The organism is Rhodophyticola sp. SM2404 (assembly GCF_053570515.1).
Genome location: NZ_JBSEDL010000004.1, coordinates 270,084 through 292,152, shown reverse-complemented (window position 1 = coordinate 292,152; position 22,069 = coordinate 270,084). Strand labels below are relative to the sequence as shown.

Annotated in this window: 17 protein-coding genes and 1 tRNA gene; 4 read left to right on the top strand and 14 right to left on the bottom strand. The window is 59.2% G+C overall.

Features of this window, described 5'->3' with window-relative positions:
- Positions 1–114 precede the first annotated feature (114 nt).
- Together ACTYEO_RS08385 and ACTYEO_RS08380 are read left to right on the top strand one after the other, a co-directional pair.
- A complete protein-coding gene (locus tag ACTYEO_RS08385) occupies positions 115–1,416 on the top strand; it encodes an HlyC/CorC family transporter (protein WP_449323275.1) in 1,302 nt (433 codons plus the stop codon).
- Positions 1,409–2,008, top strand: coding sequence for a nucleotidyltransferase family protein (locus tag ACTYEO_RS08380; protein ID WP_449323274.1), 600 nt, complete (start codon positions 1,409–1,411; stop codon positions 2,006–2,008). Before ACTYEO_RS08385 ends, ACTYEO_RS08380 begins: the two co-directional genes overlap by 8 nt.
- A 252-nt stretch (positions 2,009–2,260) precedes the next feature.
- Here the strand turns inward: ACTYEO_RS08380 and ACTYEO_RS08375 are convergent, their stop codons facing one another.
- From ACTYEO_RS08375 to ACTYEO_RS08340, 8 genes are all read right to left on the bottom strand, one after another.
- Complete coding sequence (locus ACTYEO_RS08375) at positions 2,261–6,520, bottom strand: Hint domain-containing protein (protein ID WP_449323273.1); 4,260 nt, start codon at positions 6,518–6,520, stop codon at positions 2,261–2,263.
- 1,247 nt (positions 6,521–7,767) lie between these two features.
- A tRNA-Leu gene (locus ACTYEO_RS08370) sits at positions 7,768–7,852 on the bottom strand.
- Positions 7,853–7,907: 55 nt separating this feature from the next.
- On the bottom strand, positions 7,908–8,714 hold the full coding sequence (locus ACTYEO_RS08365) for a YdcF family protein (protein WP_449323272.1): 807 nt from the start codon (positions 8,712–8,714) through the stop codon (positions 7,908–7,910).
- Positions 8,715–8,729: 15 nt separating this feature from the next.
- Positions 8,730–9,941, bottom strand: a complete 1,212-nt coding sequence (locus ACTYEO_RS08360; protein WP_449323271.1) for a 4Fe-4S double cluster binding domain-containing protein — start codon at positions 9,939–9,941, stop codon at positions 8,730–8,732.
- Positions 9,938–10,897 carry an agmatinase gene (speB, locus tag ACTYEO_RS08355; protein WP_449323270.1) on the bottom strand — a complete coding sequence of 320 codons (960 nt, stop codon included), beginning with the start codon at positions 10,895–10,897 and terminating at the stop codon, positions 9,938–9,940. The genes ACTYEO_RS08360 and speB overlap by 4 nt, the downstream gene beginning before the upstream one ends.
- A gap of 56 nt (positions 10,898–10,953) precedes the next feature.
- Entirely contained in the window at positions 10,954–11,538 is a 585-nt protein-coding gene (locus ACTYEO_RS08350; protein WP_449323269.1) for an HNH endonuclease, read from the bottom strand.
- 191 nt (positions 11,539–11,729) lie between these two features.
- Positions 11,730–12,398 (bottom strand): alpha/beta hydrolase, encoded by a 669-nt coding sequence (locus tag ACTYEO_RS08345; protein ID WP_449323268.1) that lies wholly within the window; start codon positions 12,396–12,398, stop codon positions 11,730–11,732.
- Positions 12,395–13,024 carry a DNA-3-methyladenine glycosylase family protein gene (locus tag ACTYEO_RS08340; RefSeq protein ID WP_449323267.1) on the bottom strand — a complete coding sequence of 210 codons (630 nt, stop codon included), beginning with the start codon at positions 13,022–13,024 and terminating at the stop codon, positions 12,395–12,397. Before ACTYEO_RS08340 ends, ACTYEO_RS08345 begins: the two co-directional genes overlap by 4 nt.
- Positions 13,025–13,154: 130 nt before the next feature.
- On the opposite strand from ACTYEO_RS08340, the gene ACTYEO_RS08335 reads away from it, so the two are divergent.
- Positions 13,155–14,387 carry an MFS transporter gene (locus tag ACTYEO_RS08335; protein WP_449323266.1) on the top strand — a complete coding sequence of 411 codons (1,233 nt, stop codon included), beginning with the start codon at positions 13,155–13,157 and terminating at the stop codon, positions 14,385–14,387.
- 24 nt (positions 14,388–14,411) lie between these two features.
- On the opposite strand, the gene ACTYEO_RS08330 is transcribed toward ACTYEO_RS08335, so the two are convergent.
- The 4 genes from ACTYEO_RS08330 to cysS all read right to left on the bottom strand — a co-directional run bounded on the left by ACTYEO_RS08330 (position 14,412) and on the right by cysS (position 19,093).
- Positions 14,412–15,191, bottom strand: coding sequence for a phytoene/squalene synthase family protein (locus tag ACTYEO_RS08330; RefSeq protein ID WP_449323265.1), 780 nt, complete (start codon positions 15,189–15,191; stop codon positions 14,412–14,414).
- Positions 15,188–15,898: a class I SAM-dependent methyltransferase gene (locus tag ACTYEO_RS08325; protein ID WP_449323264.1), complete on the bottom strand. Its 711-nt coding sequence runs from the start codon at positions 15,896–15,898 to the stop codon at positions 15,188–15,190. The genes ACTYEO_RS08330 and ACTYEO_RS08325 overlap by 4 nt, the downstream gene beginning before the upstream one ends.
- Positions 15,895–17,517, bottom strand: coding sequence for a citramalate synthase (gene cimA, locus ACTYEO_RS08320; protein ID WP_449323263.1), 1,623 nt, complete (start codon positions 17,515–17,517; stop codon positions 15,895–15,897). Before cimA ends, ACTYEO_RS08325 begins: the two co-directional genes overlap by 4 nt.
- 205 nt (positions 17,518–17,722) lie before the next feature.
- A complete protein-coding gene (cysS, locus tag ACTYEO_RS08315; RefSeq protein ID WP_449323262.1) occupies positions 17,723–19,093 on the bottom strand; it encodes a cysteine--tRNA ligase in 1,371 nt (456 codons plus the stop codon).
- A 282-nt stretch (positions 19,094–19,375) separates the two neighbouring features.
- Here cysS and ACTYEO_RS08310 point away from each other — a divergent pair, with 282 nt between their 5' ends.
- A complete protein-coding gene (locus ACTYEO_RS08310; RefSeq protein WP_449323261.1) occupies positions 19,376–20,548 on the top strand; it encodes a pyridoxal phosphate-dependent aminotransferase in 1,173 nt (390 codons plus the stop codon).
- Between the two features lie 48 nt (positions 20,549–20,596).
- On the opposite strand, the gene ACTYEO_RS08305 is transcribed toward ACTYEO_RS08310, so the two are convergent.
- Complete coding sequence (locus ACTYEO_RS08305; protein ID WP_449323260.1) at positions 20,597–21,202, bottom strand: outer membrane protein; 606 nt, start codon at positions 21,200–21,202, stop codon at positions 20,597–20,599.
- 217 nt (positions 21,203–21,419) lie between these two features.
- Positions 21,420–22,064 carry a bifunctional 4-hydroxy-2-oxoglutarate aldolase/2-dehydro-3-deoxy-phosphogluconate aldolase gene (gene eda, locus ACTYEO_RS08300; protein WP_449323259.1) on the bottom strand — a complete coding sequence of 215 codons (645 nt, stop codon included), beginning with the start codon at positions 22,062–22,064 and terminating at the stop codon, positions 21,420–21,422.
- Positions 22,065–22,069: the final 5 nt, after the last annotated feature.

The window sequence follows — 22,069 nt, the reverse complement described above, 5'->3', positions numbered from 1 at the left end:
TCCCAAATACCTCCGCCGGAGGCTCCCGCAGCCGCAATCCTTGCCACCATTGGGCTTGAAGCGGCCCCGCTTCGCCCCCATAACTCTCTCATTCCTTGAACAAATGACGAGCCCATGCCCGACGCACCCCTCCTAGACACCGCTTTCTGGATCACAGCAGGCGCAATCATTGGTCTTCTTGTTCTCTCAGCCTTCTTTTCAGGCTCCGAAACCGCGCTGACCGCCGCCTCACGGGGCAAATTGCGCTCGCAAGCTGATCGCGGGTCAAAAGGCGCGGAACGCGCGCTCAAATTGACCGAGGATAACGAGCGCCTGATCGGCTCGGTTCTGCTTGGCAATAACCTCGTCAATATCCTCGCCGCCTCGCTGGCCACAGCCATGTTCACCCGCGCCTTTGGCGAGAGCGGGGTGGCGTTGGCCACTTTGGTGATGACCCTGCTGGTGCTGATCTTTGCCGAGGTTCTGCCCAAAACCTATGCCATCACCAATGCCGAGAAGGCCGCCGCCGCCGTCTCGCCCGTGATCCGCGTGGTGATCCTTGTCTTTGCACCTGTCGTGGCCACCGTTCAGGTCTTTGTGCGCGGGGTGCTGCGCCTCTTTGGCGTGCAGACCGATACCGATAGCAAAGGCCTTTTCGCCCGTGAGGAAATCGAGGGCGCGATCACCCTTGGCCATTCCGAGGGGGGTGTGGAAAAAGAACATCGTGACCGTCTGCTTGGCGCGCTTGACCTGCATGAACGCACGGTTGAGGAAATCATGCTGCATCGCTCGAAGATTGAGATGATCAATGCCGATGACGCGCCCGAGGAAATCCTCAGCCAAGCGCTGCAATCGGCCTATACGCGCCTGCCCGTCTATCGCGACGAGACCGAAAACATCATCGGCGTGATCCATGCCAAAGACCTTCTGCGCGCGATGGACCGCCTCGCGCGCGGCAAGGATGCGCCCGGTATTGAGGAATTCAAGGTGCTGGATGTGGCGATGAAGCCCTATTTCGTGCCCGAGACCACCACGCTGGACGACCAGATGCGCCAATTCCTGCGCCGCCACACGCATTTCGCCTTGGTGGTCGATGAATATGGCGCGCTGCGCGGTTTGATCACCCTTGAGGACATCCTCGAAGAAATCGTGGGCGAGATCACTGATGAATTCGACACCGAAGAAGCCATCAACCTGACCCCTGCGGCCGATGGCACCTATTTGATCGATGGGGCGATGACGATCCGTGACCTCAACCGCGCCACCGATTGGAACCTGCCTGATGAGGAAGCCAATACCGTCGCGGGGCTTGTGATCCATGAGGCGCAAACCATCCCGCTTGAAGGGCAGGTCTTTTCCTTCCACGGCTTCCGTTTCGAAGTGGCCAAGCGCGAAAACAACCGCCTGACCGAATTGAAGATCCGCAATCTTGGCTAAGCGCAGCGCCACCTCCGCCCCGACGATCCTGCTTTTGGCAGCGGGCCGTTCCACGCGGATGCGCGGCGCCGATAAATTGTTGGAAACCGTTGATTTACAACCTCTTATCCGCCTGATAGCGGCGCGCTGTGTCAAGGCAGGCCCGACCCGCGTGGTGCTCGGCCCCGATCAAGCGGCCCGCCGCACAGCGCTTGAAGATGTGTCGCTCGAAATCGTTGAAGCCCCTGAAGGCGAGGGAATGGCCGCCTCCTTCAAGGCGGGTGTCGAGGGGCTCACAGGGCCCGTTCTGGTGGTTCTTGCCGATATGCCCGAGGTCACGGCCTATGATCTCCATGTGCTTCTGGCCCTATCGGAACAGGCGCCCAATGCGATCCTGCGGGCGGCCACCAAGGATGGCATCGCGGGCCATCCCGTACTGTTTCCCGCCGATCTGCTGCCTGATCTGGGCCAGCTCAAAGGGGATGACGGGGCAAAGCAGATCCTGACGCGCGAGGCGGCGCGGCTGCATCTGGTTCCCCTCCAAGGCAAACGCGCGATCACCGATCTCGACACGCCCGAGGATTGGGATCAATGGCGCGCCGCAAGACGCTGATTTCATATCAATATATTGAAATGTCTTCCCGAAAAAACCATTCGGTAAAACGCAGATAGGGACGGCCTACCCCTAGGCCATCCCTATCCTCCGAGCTGCAAGGGAGGTATCCCCCTCGCGCCACAGTGCCCCCATGGGTACTGTTATTTTTTGAGCATTTCGCGTTTCACAAGTTGCCGTGATCACCACCTAACGCGTTGAAACCAATGATTTCAGGCAGCGTTAGGTGGCTTAAGCTTCACGCGAAGCGCCTTAGCCCTTAAGCAGCTTGGCCTCATACCCTTTGAGAACACGACGCGCGGCGACATAATCATCGCGACCGGTCTGCATTTCGAGATCAGGGAAGAGTTCCAAAATCTCGTTACGCTGTGCTGTGCCCATGGCACCAAGGGTCTGATCACCTGGCTGGAAGCTTTCCGTCCAAGCGCCGTCTGCCAGCACCACTTCGTGTTGATCGAACATGAAGTGGATATAGGTCGCCCGCAGGGTATCGATCGCTTGGATCGAGCCATTATTGATCAGGTGCTTCGCCGCCACCAGAACTTCAGGCTCTTCGAAATAGAGCTGTGTCTGATCGCCTGCCACCAGCATACGGTGCTGAGGGCTGACCATCATGTCCCGCTCGGGCAATCCATCACCAAGGCTTCCCGCTTTGATCAGGATCGGGCTCAGATGCGGGGCGCGACGAAGCTCATCGCGCTGAAGCGTCCGTTTGCCGATCCAACGGATCTCTTGGATACCGTTATCGCGGGTGATGACCTTGTCACCTTCCTGCAAGCTTTCGACTGGCACTTCGCCCTTCATGGTCGCAATCAGCGTACCAGGTGTGAAACACGGAATGATGTTCTCGATTTCCGAGTACGCCAAAGTGCCGATCAGGTTGGTCTTCGCCGGATCACTATAGAATTCGACGATACCGTCCTCGGCACCCGGTGCCGATGGAATGACCGTCAGCGGGCCAGAGCCAGTCAGATCAAGCGTATCGGTATCGGTATCACCGGGGTCCTCACCACCGACAATCGTATCACCGATGCCTTCGATATAGCTGTCACCAGGGTTGTTCGGATCATCAAAGGTGCCGACCAAGAAGGTATCATTACCAAGGCCACCTGACATGCTGTCAGCGCCCTGACCACCGATCAAGGTGTCTTCACCATCGCCACCCGACAAGGTGTCATCATCGATGCCACCATCAAGGCTGTCATTGCCCGTGCCACCGGTGATGTTGTCATCGTCATCTTCACCGAAGATCACGTCATTTCCAGCGCCACCATCCAGCGTATCCTGACCATTTAGCGTGTCAGGGTCATTCTGGCCTGGGTCGATATTATCATCGATCAGATTGTCAGCTGGGACGTTCGATCCGCCATAGATGGTATCGGCACCATCGCCACCAACCACCGAGTCAGCGCCGTCGCCGCCAAGCACAGAGTCGTCGCCTAGGCCGCCATCAATCACGTCGTCATCGTCACCACCGTCGATGGTGTCATTGCCACCACCGCCATTGATCGTGTCGTCGCCGCCATTACCCTCGATGGAGTCTGCATTATTGGTGATCTGATCGCCGCCACCATCTGTCGGACCATTGGCGTCGTCATAGCCGACATCCATCAGCTCGCCAGTGGTTTCACCGTCAACAACGCCGTCAGGACCGCCGGGCAGACCAAGCACATTCTCGATCTCGGTGAAGTCGACCGTGATCACTTCACCCTCGTCATTGGTGTAGCTCACCTGACCCGAGAAGGAGCCCGTGCCGTCATCCACCAGCGGTGTCACGATGGTCACATTGTCCAGACCGGTGAAGTCCAGCGTATCGCCGTCATCATCATTGGCCAGATCATCGGGGAAGCCGGAGGTTCCGTCGGTACCACCGTCAATCGTGATGGTGTCGGGGCCATCGGTATTGGTCGGATCGAGGAAGAAGTCATCATCCCCGCTGCCGCCTGTGGCCACATCGCCAGCGCCCACAGTGATGTCATCATCACCCGCGCCGCCATCGATTGTGTCTGCACCCAGACCACCTGTCAGAGTGTCGGTGCCCGCGCCGCCAGCAATGCTGTCATCGCCGTCACCGCCATCGATGCTGTCATTATCATCGCCACCATCGATGGTGTCATCACCAGTGCCGCCCGCGACCGTATCATCGCCGCCGCCAGTCTCGACATCAATCGGACCAGTCGAGCTGCCGCCGTCGATGCTGTCATCGCCAGTACCGGTCAGGACCTTCTCGATCTCGTCGAAGGTGATGTCATCATCGCCCGCAATCGTATCGATACCGTCAACCGTGCCGCTTTCAGGATCAGTTGCCAGAACAACGTCCAGATCACCGGTTTCACCCGACAGATCAAGGACATCGCCCTCATCACCATTTTCGGGGCCAGCTTCTTCACCTGGAACGGTGCCATCGGTGCCGCCGTCGATTGTGACAGCTACATCTGGCGCAGGATCAGTTGGGTCAATTGTGAAGACATCATCGCCCGAGCCACCAAGACCCGTATCGTCACCGCCAACCGCGATGTCATCATCGCCCGCGCCGCCATCAAGCGTATCTGTGCCCTCGCCGCCCGCAAGCGTGTCAGCGCCGTCACCACCGAGGACAGAGTCGTCCCCGTCGCCGCCGGTGATGCTGTCATCATCCGCGCCGCCATCAACAGTGTCATTGCCAGCACCCGCATCGATGGTGTCATCGCCGCCATTGCCTTCAATGCTGTCATTGCCAGCACCAATCACATCGCCGCCGCCATCGGTTGGACCATTGGCGGCGTCATAACCAGGGGTCATGCTCTCGCCAGTGGTTTCACCGTCAACAACGCCGTCAGCTTCATTCACATCGCCCACGGTGATCGCAACGGGCTCTTCGTCGAAGAGGGTTGGATCATTCGGATCGGTGGCCACGACAGTGATGTCATAGACGCCATCGCCATTGGAATCCGTCGGGTTCTCGAAATCGAGCGCTGCAATCGGCGTGACTTCGCCTGTTGCCGGATCAATGTTGAACAGGGCCGCATCGTCGCCTGTCAGCGAGTAGACGGGGGCTTCGCCATCGGGGTCAACCGCATTGGCTGTGAAGACAGGCGCTGTTGAGTTCTCGGGGATCGTCGGATCCGTGATCGGGTCAAGCACAGGTGCTTCATCGACATCACCCACGGTGATCGCCACAGGCTCCTCGTCGAAGAGCGTCGGATCATTGGGGTCGGTGGCCACAACCGTGATGTCATAAACACCATCACCATTGGCATCCGTCGGGTTCTCTGCATCAAGGCCCGCAATCGGCGTCACTTCGCCCGTCGCAGGATCGATGTTGAACAGCGCCGCATCATCGCCAGACAGCGAGTAGGTGACCGGGTCGCCGTCAGGGTCGGTGGCCGAGGCCGTGAAGACAGGATCGGTGGAGTTTTCAGGCGTAGTGGTATCCGCGATCGGATCGATCACTGGCGGATCGTTTGGCAACGGAGCTGCCGCGCCTTCGAAGTCTTGAATAGCAATGCCGGGCCCGTTCATTGGGCTGCCGTTGAACGCTGCGGGCGGAGATGACCACGTGCCGTCACCGTTGTCGATCCAGCCATCCGCTTGGAAGGCGGCAACCTGATCCGGCCGCGCCGTGATGGTGATCCCATCCGTGTCGATGCCTTGGGGGTTGCCCCCGTCGATCACGGTGTTGTTGGCACCAACAGCTTGCTGGCCGATGGTCAGGTTGTCATCGCCAAGGCCCATGTTGATGTTGGCAAGATCCCAATTGTCGCCAATAACGACGGTATCTTCGCTCGATGCCAAGTTGATGTTGCCGAGGATCGTGGCGTTGTCGCCGATGGTCAGATTGGTCGGCGCTTGTCCGGTAAGGTTGAGCGCGTTGGAGATCGTCGCATCGTTGCCGATCGCGATATTCATTTCTGCACCGTCGTTGCCAGCGGTTATCTGACCGGTCACATCAAGGCCGTCGCCAAACGTTGCGTTCACGTTCGCGGTGTTTCCTCCGTCCGACAGGGCGACAGTACCGCCAAACGTTGCATTGTCGCCGAAGGTAACATTGGCATCGCCAACCGACGTCGCAGTCGTGGTGCCCGTGACAGTCGCGCCAGACCCAAAGGTAAAGTCAGCGTCAGCGCCGTAGTTGTTGATCGAACCGTCGACGGTTACATCGTTACCCGCGTTGATGGTCAACGTGCCCGTGTTACTCATGCCGGTGGCGTCGATGCCGGCAAGCGTTGCACCGTCGCCGACGTTCAGGGTCAGGTTTTGGCCGTTTGAATCGATGGGATACCGAGAGAAATCAACGCCCGCAGGGATGTTCACCGTCGGTTCGATGTCGCTGCCAAAGCCGCCAAGTGTGAGCTGGCCGAATGTGCTGCCAGGATCGGGGTCACCCAGAATATTAATGGTGACATCAGGGCCGCCATTGATCGTGATGTTGCCCATCATCCCCGCTGGGATGTTGATCACATCACCTGGCCCGGCGTTGATGGTGGTCGTGGCCGTCTGGCTGCTTGGAATTGCTACGTCGATGATGGCCATTATACTGCTCCCTCAACGAAAAGACCGCGACCAAGCGCGTTCAGGTTCGAATGATTTTGGTTGTGAAAAACGACATCAATCGCCGATGCGTTGGCTGTGAAGTTTGGGGTAAGAAGCTTCATTGATGCAGTCTTTCTTCATGTGTTGCCGCGCGATGTCGGCTTGGTCGGTTTCGGGCTGTTTCTTTGCCCGTGAATTCTGTTGTTTCGAACCTGCGTTCAGATCCTCGAGAGCCGTTGGTCAGTCAGAGCAACACGTAACTTAACATCGGTCTGACCGATGCTTTGTTTAGCTTTGCGATACGCTTGATTTGCGATCTTAGCTTTCATCTTGCTCTCCTATCCTTGGCCTTTGCTTTGGCCTTCCGTCTTGCGACGGAAAATCATGTCACGTCGACTTGATGGGCGATGGCTAAACAAAGCGCAGCGGCCACACGTCAAGACGGTCCAAATGAGAAGGAGAATGGCTGCGATGCAGCCCTGAAAGCGCAGACCCAGATTGCGAGTCTGTACAATAGGTGCGCCTGTTATCGCTCATCGCGATAATGCGAACGCACATCCTCCGCATTCCCACATGCGTCGTCCGTGCGGCCGCCCCCTTGGCCTAGCAGTCATCGCCCCCCAGTCGGGCTTGCATTGGTAATAGCCCCTATCTTTCGAGAGGCGAAGAGGTATTTTCGTGGCAAGCAGGCGCATTTAGACAAACTCCGGACACAAAGATTACCAGGCCCTCAGCGCGATTTACGATTTCGAGAGGTTTTGAACCAAGGATAGGGTTCGACTAACTTTAGAGTGTTTGAGAAAAAGTTTCTTAAAATATATGTCTTAATCACCCCTAACACCCAGTATGTCTTCGGGCTTTGCACAGATACGCATAGCCCGAGGGCGACCTGCGTTACGGCCAAACCTCTCGCCATATTGTTGCCAAATGGGGAAACACATTGTTTCTTTCCCCGCAATTTGCAGCGGCCCTAGCCGCGCATTGTTCGGCATTTTGAAGGCTAATCCAGAGAATCGACTAAGAATCGGGGTGCTATCTTTCGATTTCCCGACTCGATTCTAAAGCGCACTTCAGGTGCTCGGTTCAGGCTGGCCAATCGGCATAAGTCTTAACGCAATCAATCGTGCCGATTGCGAGCGTTTTCTACTGCGCATTTTACACATCCCGCGTCGTAGGCAGCTTGCCACGAGCAACCGCGCCCCAAGGGCGGGCATTCCAATGAGCTGAGATGTAAAATGAAGATGAGGTGGTACCCGAGGTCGGACTCGAACCGACAAGCCGTTAGGCGGGGGATTTTGAATCCCCTGCGTCTACCAATTCCGCCACTCGGGCCTCGCGGATCACCTACTCCGCCTTTTTGGCGGCGTCAACGGGGGGAGAGGCTCTTTTAACATCCATCCGAAAGCAGGCTGTCTGATCGTCCTGTAACCCGACAGGCCACAAGCCCGATCCATTCCCGAATACCTTTGGAAATCTCCTCCAAATTATCGAATAGATCGAAATTACCTCGGCCCGCTGTGATGTTCGAATGATCCGTCGGATAGGGCTGCAAATCGCGCCAGCCTACCGTGCAAAATACCACCACACTGCGCGGCATATGCCAAGCGGATGTCACCAAGACCCAAGCCCCTGCCTGATCCCCGCTGATCAAAGCGCGTGTGGTCACCGCACTTTCTGCGGTGTTGCGGCTGCTTTGCTCGATGGTGATGCGGGCAGGATCAATGCCTGCGGACAGCAAGACACGGTTCGAGATACCCGCCTCGCTCATGCCCTCAGGCAGGCCTTCCAACCGCCCCGAGCCACCTACAAGCACGATCCGCGCCTGCGGAAAGCGGTTGGCCAGATCAATCGTTGCCAAAATACGGTCAGCCGCGCCGTTCACATTCACCACACCACTGCGCGCCGTCAGCAATGGCCGCTCGGACCCTGAAAGCAGGATGATCCCTTCAGGTGCGGTTTCAATCGCGGGGTTTGAGGGGAAACGCCCTTCCAGCGGGCCAAGCACCAGCCGATCAATCGGCAGGACCCACACTACCATCAAAAAGACAAAGGCCAGCGCATTGAACCGAAACGCCGCGCGCTGTTTGCCAAACAGCCCCATCACCACGCCCAAGCCGATCAGATAGACAGGCCACATCCTCGGGTCCGCAACCATCCAGACCAGTTTTGATGCAATGAAGAAAACAGTATCCATGCGTTCCCGCCCCGTTTAGCCGCCTTTGGCCTGCCACCAATCCTTGGGTTTCAGCCGTGCTGGCACGCCTCTCCACAGCTGCCATTTTTGCGCAAGCCTGCGCCCCCATCCACCCGCCTGCCCTGTGGCCAGCCACCGCCAGAGCCTGTCGCGCCAATCCGTATAGCTGCGGTTAAAGGGGCAAACCCGCATGCAAATCGCGCAATCGGTTTTCAACTTGGCCCAATAGCCAAAACAGCTTTCCGCATTTGAGGACCATTTGCGCGCCGCACGAAACGTGGAAGGAGAGCCCGCACTGACTTCTTCACCAAAATCAGGCACCCCGACAGGCAAGGCCTTCACGGGGCAGGCCTGCGCGCAGATCGTGCATCCCTCGCAATAGGCCTTGATGCCAAGATCGCGAGGGCCATCCACAGCCAAGGGCATATTGGTGAAAATCTTGGAAAAGCGCAGGCGTGGCCCAAATTCAGGCGTCAGCACCATCTGGTTGCGCCCATATTCCCCCAAACCTGCCTTGATCGCATAGGGAATGACCAAGGCCGTGTCATTCATGCTGGCCACAGCCTCAAAGCCGAGATTGCGGATATAGGCGGCCATCTGCATGACAATCGCGGCCTCATGCGAATATTCCCGCCCTGTCGCGGCCCCCGCCAAGGCGCTTGGATAGGTCTCGACCAGATCAGCCTCCATCGCATGGCCCATGACAATCACATGGGTCAGCCCCTCGGGCAGCTCATTGGGCACAGCCTCCATGCTGCGCAGATCGGGGCGATCGGCATAATGCCAGCGCAGATCAATCTCAGTAATGCCGCATAGATCAGCGCCGAACATCTTGGCCACGCGTTTGATTTGGCCCGCTTCCAGCTCAGGCGTGCCAAGCGGGGCCTGCATAGGGGTCGGTGTTTGGGCGCGCAAGGGTGCTTGAAACCCCTCCCGCTCACCCTCATGGGCCGAGCGCTCCGAAATCATATCAGAGATCAACCATGATGCATTCCTGAGCGCGAAGTCTTTTTGCGAAAAGCCATCCCCACGGCGCGGGGCGGCCTCCATCCGATAGGAGGCAAAAAACGCATCTGTGTCCTCGCTGCGCACCCGATTATCCCAAAAGGCGCGGGTGAAGATATCATTCATTTGCGAAAACCGCGCAGCCCCCTCGACAAACTCAAACCCCGCAGCTTGGTCGCTCTCCCTCAGATGCTTGGGCGTTTGCGGCTGTCTGGCGCTCATTTTCCCTGAATCGCACAAAGCATCTCGAAAATGATCGAGGCACCCAGCCATGCTGTATTGCCCGTTGGGTCAAAAGGCGGCGAGACCTCGACCAGATCGGCCCCGATAATATTGAGGCCCTGCAAAGCCCGCACGCAGGCAATAGCCTGCGCACTGCTGGGGCCGCCCACCTCGGGCGTGCCCGTGCCAGGTGCAAAAGCGGGATCAATGAAATCGATATCGAAACTGGTATAGACAGGCCCCTGCCCCGCAATCTCGCGGGCCTGCGCCATCACATCCATCCAACCACGCTCGAAACATTCCTCGGCGGGGATGATGGTCACACCCTTATCCCAGCCATATTGAAAATCCTCGTTATTATAGGACGTGCCGCGCATGCCGCCCATAAAGCTGCGTTTTGGGTCAATGCAGCCTTCCTCAATGGCTTGGCGGAACGGATTGCCATGGGTCAGGGTCTTGCCGCCGAAATAGGGCGGGTAGAGATCGGTATGGCTGTCCAGCAAGATCAGCCCCACCGCCTCGCCGCGCGCTTTGGCGATCGCGCGCAGACAGGTCAGCGTGCATAGATGATCGCCCCCCAGCATGAAGGGGAGAATGCCATCGGCCAACATGCCTGCCACCGCCGCCTCGGCCGCCGCAAGGGCTTCGTCCTGATCAACAGGGCTCATGGCGACATCGCCCATATCGGCGCATTTCATCGCCTCAAAGGGCAATTGGCCGGTATGGCGGTTCATCTGGCGGATCATGGTCGAGGCATCGCGCAAGGCCCGCGGCCCATGCCGTGCACCGGGCCTGTTCGAGGTCGCGCCATCCCAAGGCATGCCCAGAAACCCAAGATCAACCTCGGCACGGCGCGGATCGCCCTCGGGGATATAGGGCAAGCGCATAAAGCTGGCCAGCCCCGCATAACGCGGCAGAACAGCACCTGAGACGGGGGAATAATCGGTATCGGACATGGGGGGCGCGCCTTTCATGGATCTGCGCTGACGCTAGCAGCGCAAAACCCATGATGTCACGCGTCCAGTTCGGCGTCCCAATACAAAAAGTCGAGCCAGCTGTCATGCAGATGATTCGGCGGGAATTTGCGGCCCGTATTGCGCAATTGTTCAGCAGCAGGTCTACGCGGCGGTTTGCACAGCGCCATTCCCGATTGCTTGAGGCTTTTGGAGCCTTTGCGCAGATTGCATCTGGAGCAGGCCGCCACAACATTTTCCCAAGAGGTGATCCCGCCCCGCGCACGCGGGATGACATGATCAAAGGTCAGATCGCCCTTACTGCCGCAATACTGGCAGGAGAATTCATCCCTCAAGAAAAGATTAAAGCGCGTGAAGGCCACGCGCTTTTGCGGTTTTACAAAATCTTTCAGCACCACGACCGAGGGGATCCTGATCGTGGTTGAGGGACTTCGGACAACCTCTTCATATTCGGCGACAATCTGCACACGGTCCAACCAAACCGCCTTGACCGCTTCCTGCCATGGCCAAAGCGATAGCGGGTAATAGGATAAGGGTCGATAATCTGCGTTCAGCACCAAGGCGGGGTTATGCCTCAGCGTGCTGGGGTCGCGTGTAAATTCTGTCCTGAAATCACCATCCATGGGGGACTCCGTCTCCACTCTGTCTGCCCGTATTTTTTAGCGGCACCAGAGCGGGAGCCCCGCCCCAGCATGTCTCGACTATATATCTCGTATCCTACCTGACAAGCCCCACAATATTTTGTGAGGTGTCAGGGGCAGAGTTACCGTCCGGACTCGACAGATTTATGACAAGAGCGATGAAAATTGCGGCTTTATTCGATACCGAGCTTTTCGCGCATAAAGGCAAGGGCCACGCTCAACCCGTCAGGCGCGATGCCATGGGCCGTGCCTTTCATGATATGGGCATAAACTTCTTCCCAACCCGCCTCTTGCAGGGCCTCTGCGGCCTCCGACAGGCTTTGCGGCGGCACAACATCATCCTGGTCACCATGGATCAACAAGACAGGCGGGCGGGATTTGACCTCATCAGCCAGCAAATCAGGCTGCAACAGCCGCCCCGAAAACCCGACCACCCCTGCAAAAGCCGCCATCCTGCGTGGCGCAACATGCAGGCTCATCATCGTGCCTTGGCTAAAGCCCACCAAAACAACGCGGTCCGCCTCCAGATCAAGATCATCCATCACCATATCAAGAAAGGCATTGAGATCATTGACCGCATGGCTCATCCCCAATTCCGCCTCTTCCTCCGAGGAGCCATCGATCCAAGGGATCGGGAACCATTGATATCCCATCGGGTTCATCGCCGATTGCTCGGGCGCATCTGGGGCAAGAAAGACGGTGTCGGGCATATGTTCGGCCAGCGGGTCTGCCAGACCCAAAAGGTCTTTGCCATCCGCGCCATAGCCATGCAGGAAGATCACAAGGCTATCATCCATGCCCGAGATCGAATGTTTCACCTTATACTCAAGACTGCGCGTCATCTGATCCCCTCCCGATCCTTTTCCAAGCGGTAGTAAACCCAGAGCGCGCGCGCGGCAACCGCCCGAACGGGCGACCACGCCTGTGCCATGGCGCGCAGCTCTTTCTCCGAGGGGCGCGCGGGCAAATCAAACATCCCCCGCGCCGCCTCCTGCAAGGCCAGATCACCCGCTGCAAACACATCCGCATGACCAAGCGCGAATTTCGCATAAATCTCCGCCGTCCAAAGCCCGATACCCGGAAGCGCCACCAATGTCGCGATCACCTCATCGCTTGAGGCCTCGCGCAAGTCATCGTAATCCAGATCCGCCTGTGCCAATGCCCGCGCATAGCGCTGCTTGGGGCGGCTGAGCCCGACCGCGCGCAAATCCTCATCCGTGGCCAGCGCCATCGCAGACGCGCGCGCCAGCCCCGCCGCCTCCACCCGCGCCCAGATTGTCGCCGCACTCGCCACCGAGACCTGTTGGCTCACAATCGCCGAGAGCAAAGCCTCAAACCCATCCGCACGCCGCCGCAAAGGCAAAGGCCCCGCCTCCAAGACAGGCGCAAATCGCGGCTCCAGCGCCACCAAGTGCCGCGCGGCTTGCGCCAATTGTACCTCTGTATCGATCCGTTCAATGGGCTGCATGCATCTTTGCTTTCCAAATACTTCGGGGTGAGGCGGGCCTGCCCGCCGAGGGGCAGCGCCCCCTTTGCCCCGCGAATTCGCCGTCACGTTCCTCTGGACGGCTCTCGTCATCCATTATACCGCTTGGCCCATGACGACCACGGCTGATCCTATCGCGCATGACATTGACCGCCGCGCCAAACGCAATGTTTGGGTGCTGGTGATGGCGCAGGCCTTGCTTGGTGCGCAAATGCCCATGACCTTTATAGTCGGCGGTCTGGCGGGTCTGATGATTGCCCCCTCGCCCGCACTGGCCACGCTGCCGATCTCGCTGATCGTCTTCGGCTCCATGACGACAGCACCTTGGCTCTCGGCCATGATGCAGCGCTATGGGCGTGTGGCGGGGTTTGTCACAGGCTCTCTCGCGGGCGCGTTGGGCGCGGCGATTGCGGCCATCGGGCTTTACTACTCCGATTTCTACCTGTTCCTCGCAGGCTCCTATCTCACGGGCATCTATATGTCGGCCCAAGGGTTCTACCGCTTTGCCGCCACGGATACTGCCTCTCCCGCCTATCGCCCCAAGGCGATCTCTTATGTGATGGCGGGCGGTCTGATCTCGGGGCTGATCGGCCCGCAATTGGTCAAGGCCACCGATGATGCGATGGTGATCCCCTTCCTTGGCAGCTATATCGCGATTGTCGCGGTTAATCTGCTGGGAACGCTGCTATTTGCAGCGCTGGATCTGCCCAAACCCGAAGCGCCCAAAGAAGGCGCGCCCACGGGACGCTCGCGCGCCGAGTTATTGCGTGATCCGAAAATTCTGGTGGCCATCATCTGCGCGATGGTCTCTTACGCTTTGATGAACCTGATGATGACCTCAACCCCGCTTGCGGTTGTGGGATGCGGGTTTTCAACGGGCAATGCCGCTGATGTGGTCTTGGCCCATGTGATTGCCATGTTTGCGCCCTCCTTTTTCACAGGCCATCTGATCAACCGTTTCGGCACGATCAAAATCGTGGCAACAGGGCTGGTGCTGCTGGCGCTTGCAGGGGTCGTGGCGCTGACAGGGGTGGAGCTATACCAATTCTTCGGCGCGCTGATCCTGCTTGGGCTTGGCTGGAATTTCGGCTTTATCGGGGCCACCACAATGCTTGCCTCGGCCCATAGTCCCGAGGAACGCGGACGCGTTCAGGGGATGAATGATTTCTTGGTCTTCGGCTGCGTGACCGTGGCCTCGCTCTCCTCAGGTGTGTTGATGAGCATGGGCGCCGATGTTGTTGCAGGCTGGACAGCGGTGAATATCGCGATGCTGCCCTTCCTTGCTTTGGCAGGTGGCTCACTGATCTGGCTGGCCATGCGCCCCAAGGATCAGCTGGCCGCCTAAACCCGCCCCTCTAGACCCGAATTCTTAGACCCGACCTGTGGCACTGACCCAGAGCAGCCGCGCGCGGCGGGCAAATTCGCTGGTGCCAAGGCTGCCCTCGGCCACCCTTAGCGGGTTCTCCACCACTTGTTTGAGGATCGCCTCCGCCTGCCAAGCCGCATAGAGCGCTGCGCGCGCTTGTGGCGGGATCAGCCCGCGTTTGGCGCGGGCTTGCGCCAAGCGCGCCAATCCGCGACGGGCCAGATCCTGAACCGCCTCAGGCGTGCCATCCAGCAAGGGCACACGGCCCCGTTCTTCAAGATCGCGGATCGCGCGCAGAAAATTCGCAAGCCCTGCCGCAAAGGCAAAGCCGCGCAGCACGGGCTCGGCTTCGGGCGTGAGTGCACTGCCTGCCAAGCTCTTGGCGGCCAACACCATCACATTGCCGGAACTGGCCTCAAGATAGGCATCAAAATGGGCCTGATCCTCAAAAGCATCCTTATAGATATCCCACCGCCTGACCTCGGCGATTGCATCAAGAAGCGGCGCATCCTCAGGGGCGATGCATTGCGCCAGAGGGGCTGCCACCTCATGGGCGCGGGGCGCTTTGCCAAGCCCGATTTCTTCGGCCACATCGCGCCAGAATTGCAGGCGCATCTCAGCGATCATCGCCTCTTGGGTGACCCAAGGGGCGCGGCTGACTTCCAGATTGAACGCATAAATCGGAAACAGCATCGAGCGGGCCGACGGCGGTGCGGCCATGGCCGCCAGAAAGCGATCAGGATCGCCGCGTTCCACCAGATCGGCGCAGGCTTGCACGCTCATAGCGGGCGCACCACAGACAGAAGATACCCCGTTTCCGCCCGATGCGCGCGCCACAGTGCAATCTCGCGTTCCTCGGCATCCAGCGCCTGCGTCATGGCGGCATCAGCGCCGATGCGCAATTCCGCCACCCGCGCTTCAATCGGGCGGTAATAGCTTTCCCACCCGATATCGGAGACGGGCTTGGTCGCGATGGTCTCGAAACCTGCGGCTGCCACCTGTTCGGCAATGCCCGCCGCATTCGTCAAACGCGGATAGCCATCCCACATCGCGATTGCGCCCTCAGAGGGGGTATCGGTGAACAAACAGGGCTCGGAAAAGGCCACTGCCCCGCCCGCCGCCAATGCCTTGCGCCACAGCGTCAACGCCCCTTCCACACCAAGGAAATAAGCCGCACCTGCCGACCAGATGAAATCAAACGGCCCTGAAATCTCGGCCATATCACCTGCAATCAGGGTCACACGCGGGTTTTCACCGAAACGCGTCTTGGCCTCCTCGATAAAGGGCGCATGCATATCAATGGCTGTGACATGGCCCAAAGGGGCGGCGCGCAGCAAAGCGCCCACATCCCCGCCTGGACCACTGCCTGCATCACAGATCGCGGCATCTGGGTTGACGCCCGCCTGTTCCGCCGCCCAAGCCACATCCGACGTCTCGCCCGGACCTTGGCGCGGCAAACCCGCATGGATGGTAAAAAACTCTTCCATCATGAGGCAGGCGCCCCATCGCGGACCAGTTTCCAAATCACCGCATCCAGCAAAGCCTCAAAGCTTGCATCCACGATATTGGCCGAAACCCCGACCGTGGACCAACGCCGCCCTGCGCCATCTTCGCTGTCGATGATGACCCGCGTCACGGCCTCGGTGCCGCCTTGGGTGATGCGCACTTTGAAATCGACCAGACGGATATCATCAATATAGCTTTGATACGGCCCCAGATCCTTGGCCAACGCCTTGGAGAGCGCATTGACAGGCCCCCGATCCGAGCCTTGCTCATCAAGGCTTTCGGAGACCGAGAGCATCTTTTCATCGCCGATCTTGACCACGACCATCGCCTCCGAGAGGCTGACCATCTTGTCATATTTATTCTTGCGCCGCTCGATCGTGACCTTGTAGCGCTTCACCTCGAAAAATTTCGGCAATTGGCCCAAGGCGCGGCGCGCCAGCAACTCGAAACTGGCCTGTGCGGTGTCATAGGAATAGCCCTGCGCCTCGCGCAGTTTGATCTCGTCCAAGATGCCTGCCAGTGCGGGGTGATCCTTGGCAACCTCGATCCCTGCATCGGCCAGACGTTTGCGCAGGTTCGACTGCCCCGCCTGATTGGACATCGGGATGATCCGCGCATTGCCGACAATCGCGGGGTCGATATGTTCATAGGTCGTGGGATTTTTCGCAATCGCCGAGGCATGCAGCCCCGCCTTATGCGCAAAGGCCGAGGCCCCAACGAAAGGCGCTTGCCGCATCGGCACGCGGTTGAGCACATCATCCAGCAACCGCGAGGCGCGCGTGAGCCCCGATAAAGCCTCAAGGCTCACGCCAATCTCGAAACGGCTGGCATAAGGCTCCTTCAGCAAAAGCGTCGGGATCAGGGTGGTGAGGTTTGCATTGCCGCAACGCTCGCCCAAACCGTTCAGCGTGCCCTGTATCTGGCGCGCGCCCGCCTCCACCGCAGCCAAGGCACCAGCAACCGCCGTTTCGGTATCATTATGGGTATGGATACCAAGCCGTGCGCCATCGATGCCTGCGGCGATCACCTCGGCGGTGATGCGCTTGATCTCGGCAGGTAAAGTGCCGCCATTGGTGTCACACAGCACCACCCACCGCGCGCCTGCATCATAGGCCGCGCGCAAGGCTTGCAGGGCATATTCAGGATTGGCTTTATAGCCGTCAAAGAAATGCTCGGCATCAAACAAGGCCTCGCGCCCTTGCGCCACCATATGGGCGACCGAGGCGCGGATATTCTCGGTGTTTTCCTCCAGCGTGATGCCCAAAGCCTCGGTCACGTGGAAATCATGAGCTTTGCCCACAAGGCAAACGGCAGGCGTGCCTGCATTCATCACGGCCGCCAGAACATCATCATTTTCAGCCGAGCGCCCTGCCCGTTTGGTCATGCCAAAGGCGGTCATGGTGGCGCGGGTCTTGGGGGCGGCATCGAAAAAGCCGCTATCGGTCGGGTTCGCGCCGGGCCAGCCGCCTTCGATGTAATCAAGCCCGAGCATGTCCAGCGCTTCGGCAATGCGCAGTTTCTCAGGCGTGGAGAATTGCACGCCTTGGGTCTGCTGCCCGTCGCGCAAGGTGGTGTCATAGAGATAGAGACGTTCGCGGGTCATGGGCGGCCCCTTCGGGTCATGGTAACAGCCCGAACAGCACCGAAGGTGCCGGGCCAGCGACTGCCCGCCCCCACGGGCTGGCGCTTTGGTTGGGCTTGTTCTTTAGCAGTGATGAGAGAGGGGCTTGGCAGGCATAAAGCACCCTGCTCACCTGTTGCTGCGCCACCCCACGGGCAGGCGCTAGCCCTTTGGGCATGGTATGTGCTCACAGCAAACCCTCCAGCTTTGAAGGATTGAAAGCGGGTGTCGGAACCAGCTCTACTCCCGCTTTGGACATGCGAACCTCCAGCCCTGCCTCGGTCAAGGCCGATTTCAGCGCATCCAGCTGCGAGAAATCCTTGCTCTCCATGGCCTCAGCGCGCAGCGCAAGAAGTTTGGCCTCAAACCCCGCCGCATCCGAGAAGCCTGTTTCGGGCATTTGGGCAAGTTCCGCCAGATTGCCAAAACCCAAAAGATCAAGCCCCGCACGCAGCCCGCCTGCATCCCCTGCGCGGGCCAGCTTGTGCAATTCAGCGATCACGCCTGCACTGTTGAGATCATTGCCAAGTTCGGTGAGAACCTCGACAGGCATTGCACCCGCTCTCACGCCCTGCACAATGCCCGCCCATTTGCGCAAAACCTTCGTAGCCTCTTCGGCCTTTTGCGCCGTCCAATCCATCGGCTTGGAATAATGCGTCGACAGCATCACAAAGCGGATCACCTCGCCCGCCACACCTTGGTCCAGCAAATCGCGCACGGTGAAGAAATTGCCCAAAGATTTGGACATTTTCTTACCCTCGACCTGCAGCATCTCGTTGTGCAGCCAGATATTGGCAAAGCCCGCGCCCTTATGCGCGCAGCAGCTTTGGGCGATCTCGTTTTCATGATGCGGGAACATCAGATCATTGCCGCCGCCATGAATGTCGAAATGCGCGCCCAAAAGGTCATGCGCCATGGCCGAGCATTCGATATGCCATCCGGGCCGACCATAGCCCCAAGGGCTCTCCCATCCGGGTTGATCGGCATCCGAGGGTTTCCACAGCACGAAATCCATCGGATTGCGCTTATAGGGGGCCACCTCGACCCGTGCGCCTGCGATCATATCATCAACCGAGCGGCCTGACAGTTTGCCATAGTCAGAATAGCTATCGACCGCGAATAGCGCATGGCCTTCGGCAGCATAGGCATGCCCACTTGCGATCAAGCCTTCGATCATCTCGATCATCTGGCTGATATATTGCGTGGCGCGCGGCTCATGGGTCGGGCGCAAAATGCCAAGCGCATCCATATCCTCGTGATACCAGCCGATGGTTTCATCCGTGATCTCGCCAATGCTGCGGCCAGAGGCGGCCGAGCGCGCGTTAATCTTGTCATCAATATCGGTGAAATTGCGCACATAGGTCACGTGATCCGCGCCAAATTCATGGCTCAGAAGGCGAAACAGCACATCAAACATGATCGAGGGCCGCGCATTGCCCAGATGCGCACGGTCATAGACCGTGGGGCCGCAGAGATAGAGGCGGATATTCTCGCGGTCGATCGGCTCGAAAGGCTCCACCTTTCGGGTCATCGAATTTCTGAGCCTGATCTGCGTCATGGCCATGCCTCTTTCTTCATGCGCCAAAGCGCAGCTTGCGTCTCAACTCCTCGCGGGGAGGGCCTAGCAGTTTCGGGTTTTGTTGAAAACACGCGAATGACAGCCCGCCGCTTGGGTCAGGGGCGAATACAAATCTCGGTAGGAATATGTGTCATCCGTGTCATGGCTCTGGCCTAAGCGAGCGGCTGTGAAAAATCAAGCATGGCTTGCCATTGCCCCGCTTTGCCGCCTAGCTGCCTGCAAGATAGCAGCACCCAGATTTCAGAATAAGGAGCGGCTTTGATGCGGGCCTCACAGCGGATTGCAAATATCACAGGCGGCGGTGATGACGGCTGGGGCCTGTTCTATAAGGCCCGCGCGATGATTGCCGCAGGCGAGCCCGTGCTGGAGCTGACCATTGGCGAGCATGATATCCGCACCGACCCACGTATCTTGGACGAGATGCACCGCGCGGCAAAGGCGGGCCATACGGGCTATGCCAGTGTGCCTGGGATGGAAAGTTTACGCGAGGCCGTCGCACAGCGGGTGAGCCGCCAAACGGGGGTTGCGACCACAAAGGCGAATGTACTGATCACGGCAGGCGGGCAAGCGGGGCTTTTTGCCGCCCATCACGCCACCTGCGATGAGGGCGCGCGCGCGCTGTTTATCGATCCCTATTATGCCACCTATCCCGGTGTGATCCGAGGCGTGGGTGCCCTGCCCGTCCCCGTGATTGCGCGGCCTGAGGACGGGTTCCAACCCAAAGCCGCAGCCCTTGAGGCTGTGGCCTCGCGCGCCTCTTCGCTTTTGATCAACAGCCCCAATAACCCGACAGGCGCTGTCTATTCACACGCCACATTGGAGATGATCGCCAATATCGCAACCAAGCAAGACCTCTGGGTGATCTCGGATGAGGTTTATGACACGCAAATCTGGTCGGGCCAGCACCTCTCGATCCGTGCGCTGCCCAATATGGCCGAGCGGGTTTTGGTCGTTGGGTCGCTCTCAAAATCCCATGCGATGACAGGCTCGCGCATTGGCTGGGTGGTGGGGCCTGAGGAGATGATCGCCCATATGACCAATCTGGCGACCCATATCACCTATGGGGTTGCGGGCTATATTCAGGAGGCAGGGCTTTATGCCCTATCGCTCGGGGACGAGTTCGAGGCCGAGATTGCCGCCCCCTTCCGCCGCCGCCGCGATTTGGCCTTGGCGCGCCTTGAAGGGCAGAGCGCGATCCGCGCCACCCCGCCCGAGGGCGCGATGTATCTGATGCTGGATATCCGTGCCACGGGGCTGAGCGGCGAGGCCTTTGGCCATGCCCTGCTGGAGGCCGAAAAGATCGCCGTGATGCCGGGGGAAAGCTTTGGGCAGGCCGCCGCAGGCCATATCCGCGTGGCCCTGACCTTGCCCGATGCGCCTTTCGAGGATGCCTTTGCCCGCCTTGTAGATTTCGCGAAAGCTTTGGCAAAATAAAACGGCCAGAGGCAACGCCTCTGGCCGTCCTCTGTGCTCAGGCCAAGGTTAGAAACGGTAGGACAGGCGCGCTGTGAGGGTGTTCACATCGACATTGATGCCTGTGCTGTCGAAATCCTCGAATTCATGGCGCAAAACCTCGCCCCCGACTTCCCATTGATTGCCCAGATCATAGGCAAGCCCTGCCCCGAAGAGATAGCCCATATCATCGCGTTCGACGCCGCTGAGCGTGGCACTGGCCTGCGCCGCACCGACCGTGCCGTAGATCAGCGTCTGGCCCAGATCATAGCCCGCATTGAGCTTGAGGCGTAAAACATCATCGATGCTGCCTGCCCCGCCGCTCAATTCGATATCGCCTCCATTATAGCCCGCCTCGGCCCCGATCACGGTTGTGCCGAAATCCCAACGATACCCGCCATGGATGCCAAAGAGGACATCATCGCCCTCAACCGCAGCCGCGCCATCGGTCGAGACATCACCATAGCCCAATTGCGCACCCACATAGCCCCCGCCCCAATCGGCGCCCATATAGGGCATCGGGGCAGATTGCTCGAGAACCATCGGCTCGGGCGCGGGGTCATTCAGGCCGCCCGCAAAGCTGGGGGCTGCAATCGTGACAAAAGCGGCAAAAGCCGCAGGAGTTGTGAAACGCATAACTGTATCTCCATGATTGTTTGGGTCTCATTGCGTATGAGGCGGAGATAACGGCTTTAATCCGTGCCAGACGGACGGGTGCGCTCACGGCTGTGTGAGATCGGGCCTGCAGGGCCAAATCACCGAGAAAACGGGCAAATCCCTGCCAAAGCGGGGCGCAAACAAGCGAAAACCGGCCAAGAGCGGCCGGTTTGCTGAATGTCATTTCTGTAGTGGATCAGTCGCGCGGCAAGGCGGCGGCAGCGCGCGCAATCTCGGTGATGGCTTCCCAGTCGCCCGCCTCGACCAATGCTTTGGGGGCCACCCAAGACCCGCCACAACACATCACATTGGGCAGCGAGAGATAGTCCTGCGCGTTCTTGGTGGAGATGCCGCCTGTAGGGCAAAAGCTGACCTGCGGGATCGGAGCACCGATTGCCTTGAGCGCAGGCGCACCGCCCGAGGCCTCGGCAGGGAAGAATTTCAGCATGTCAAAGCCGCGCTCATAAAGGCGCATGACCTCGGAGGCCGTGGCAGCCCCTGGCAAAAGGGGCAGCCCGATTTCCTCGGCCGCATCCAGCAGCTTGTCTGTCGCCCCAGGCGCGACACCGAAAACCGCGCCCGCCTCTTTGGCATGGGCCACATCATCGGGGGTGAGCAAGGTGCCTGCGCCGACAAACCCGCCCTCGATTTGCGCCATCTCGCGGATCACATCCAAGGCGGCCTCGGTGCGAAGGGTCACCTCGAGCGCGGGCAAACCGCCTGCGACCAGCGCCTGCGCCAGACCTTGAGCTTGGGAGGGGTCTTCCACCACAAGAACGGGGATGATGGGCGCGAGGGATGCGATTTCCTTGGCTTTTGCCGATTGCAGTTGCGGGGTCATTGCGT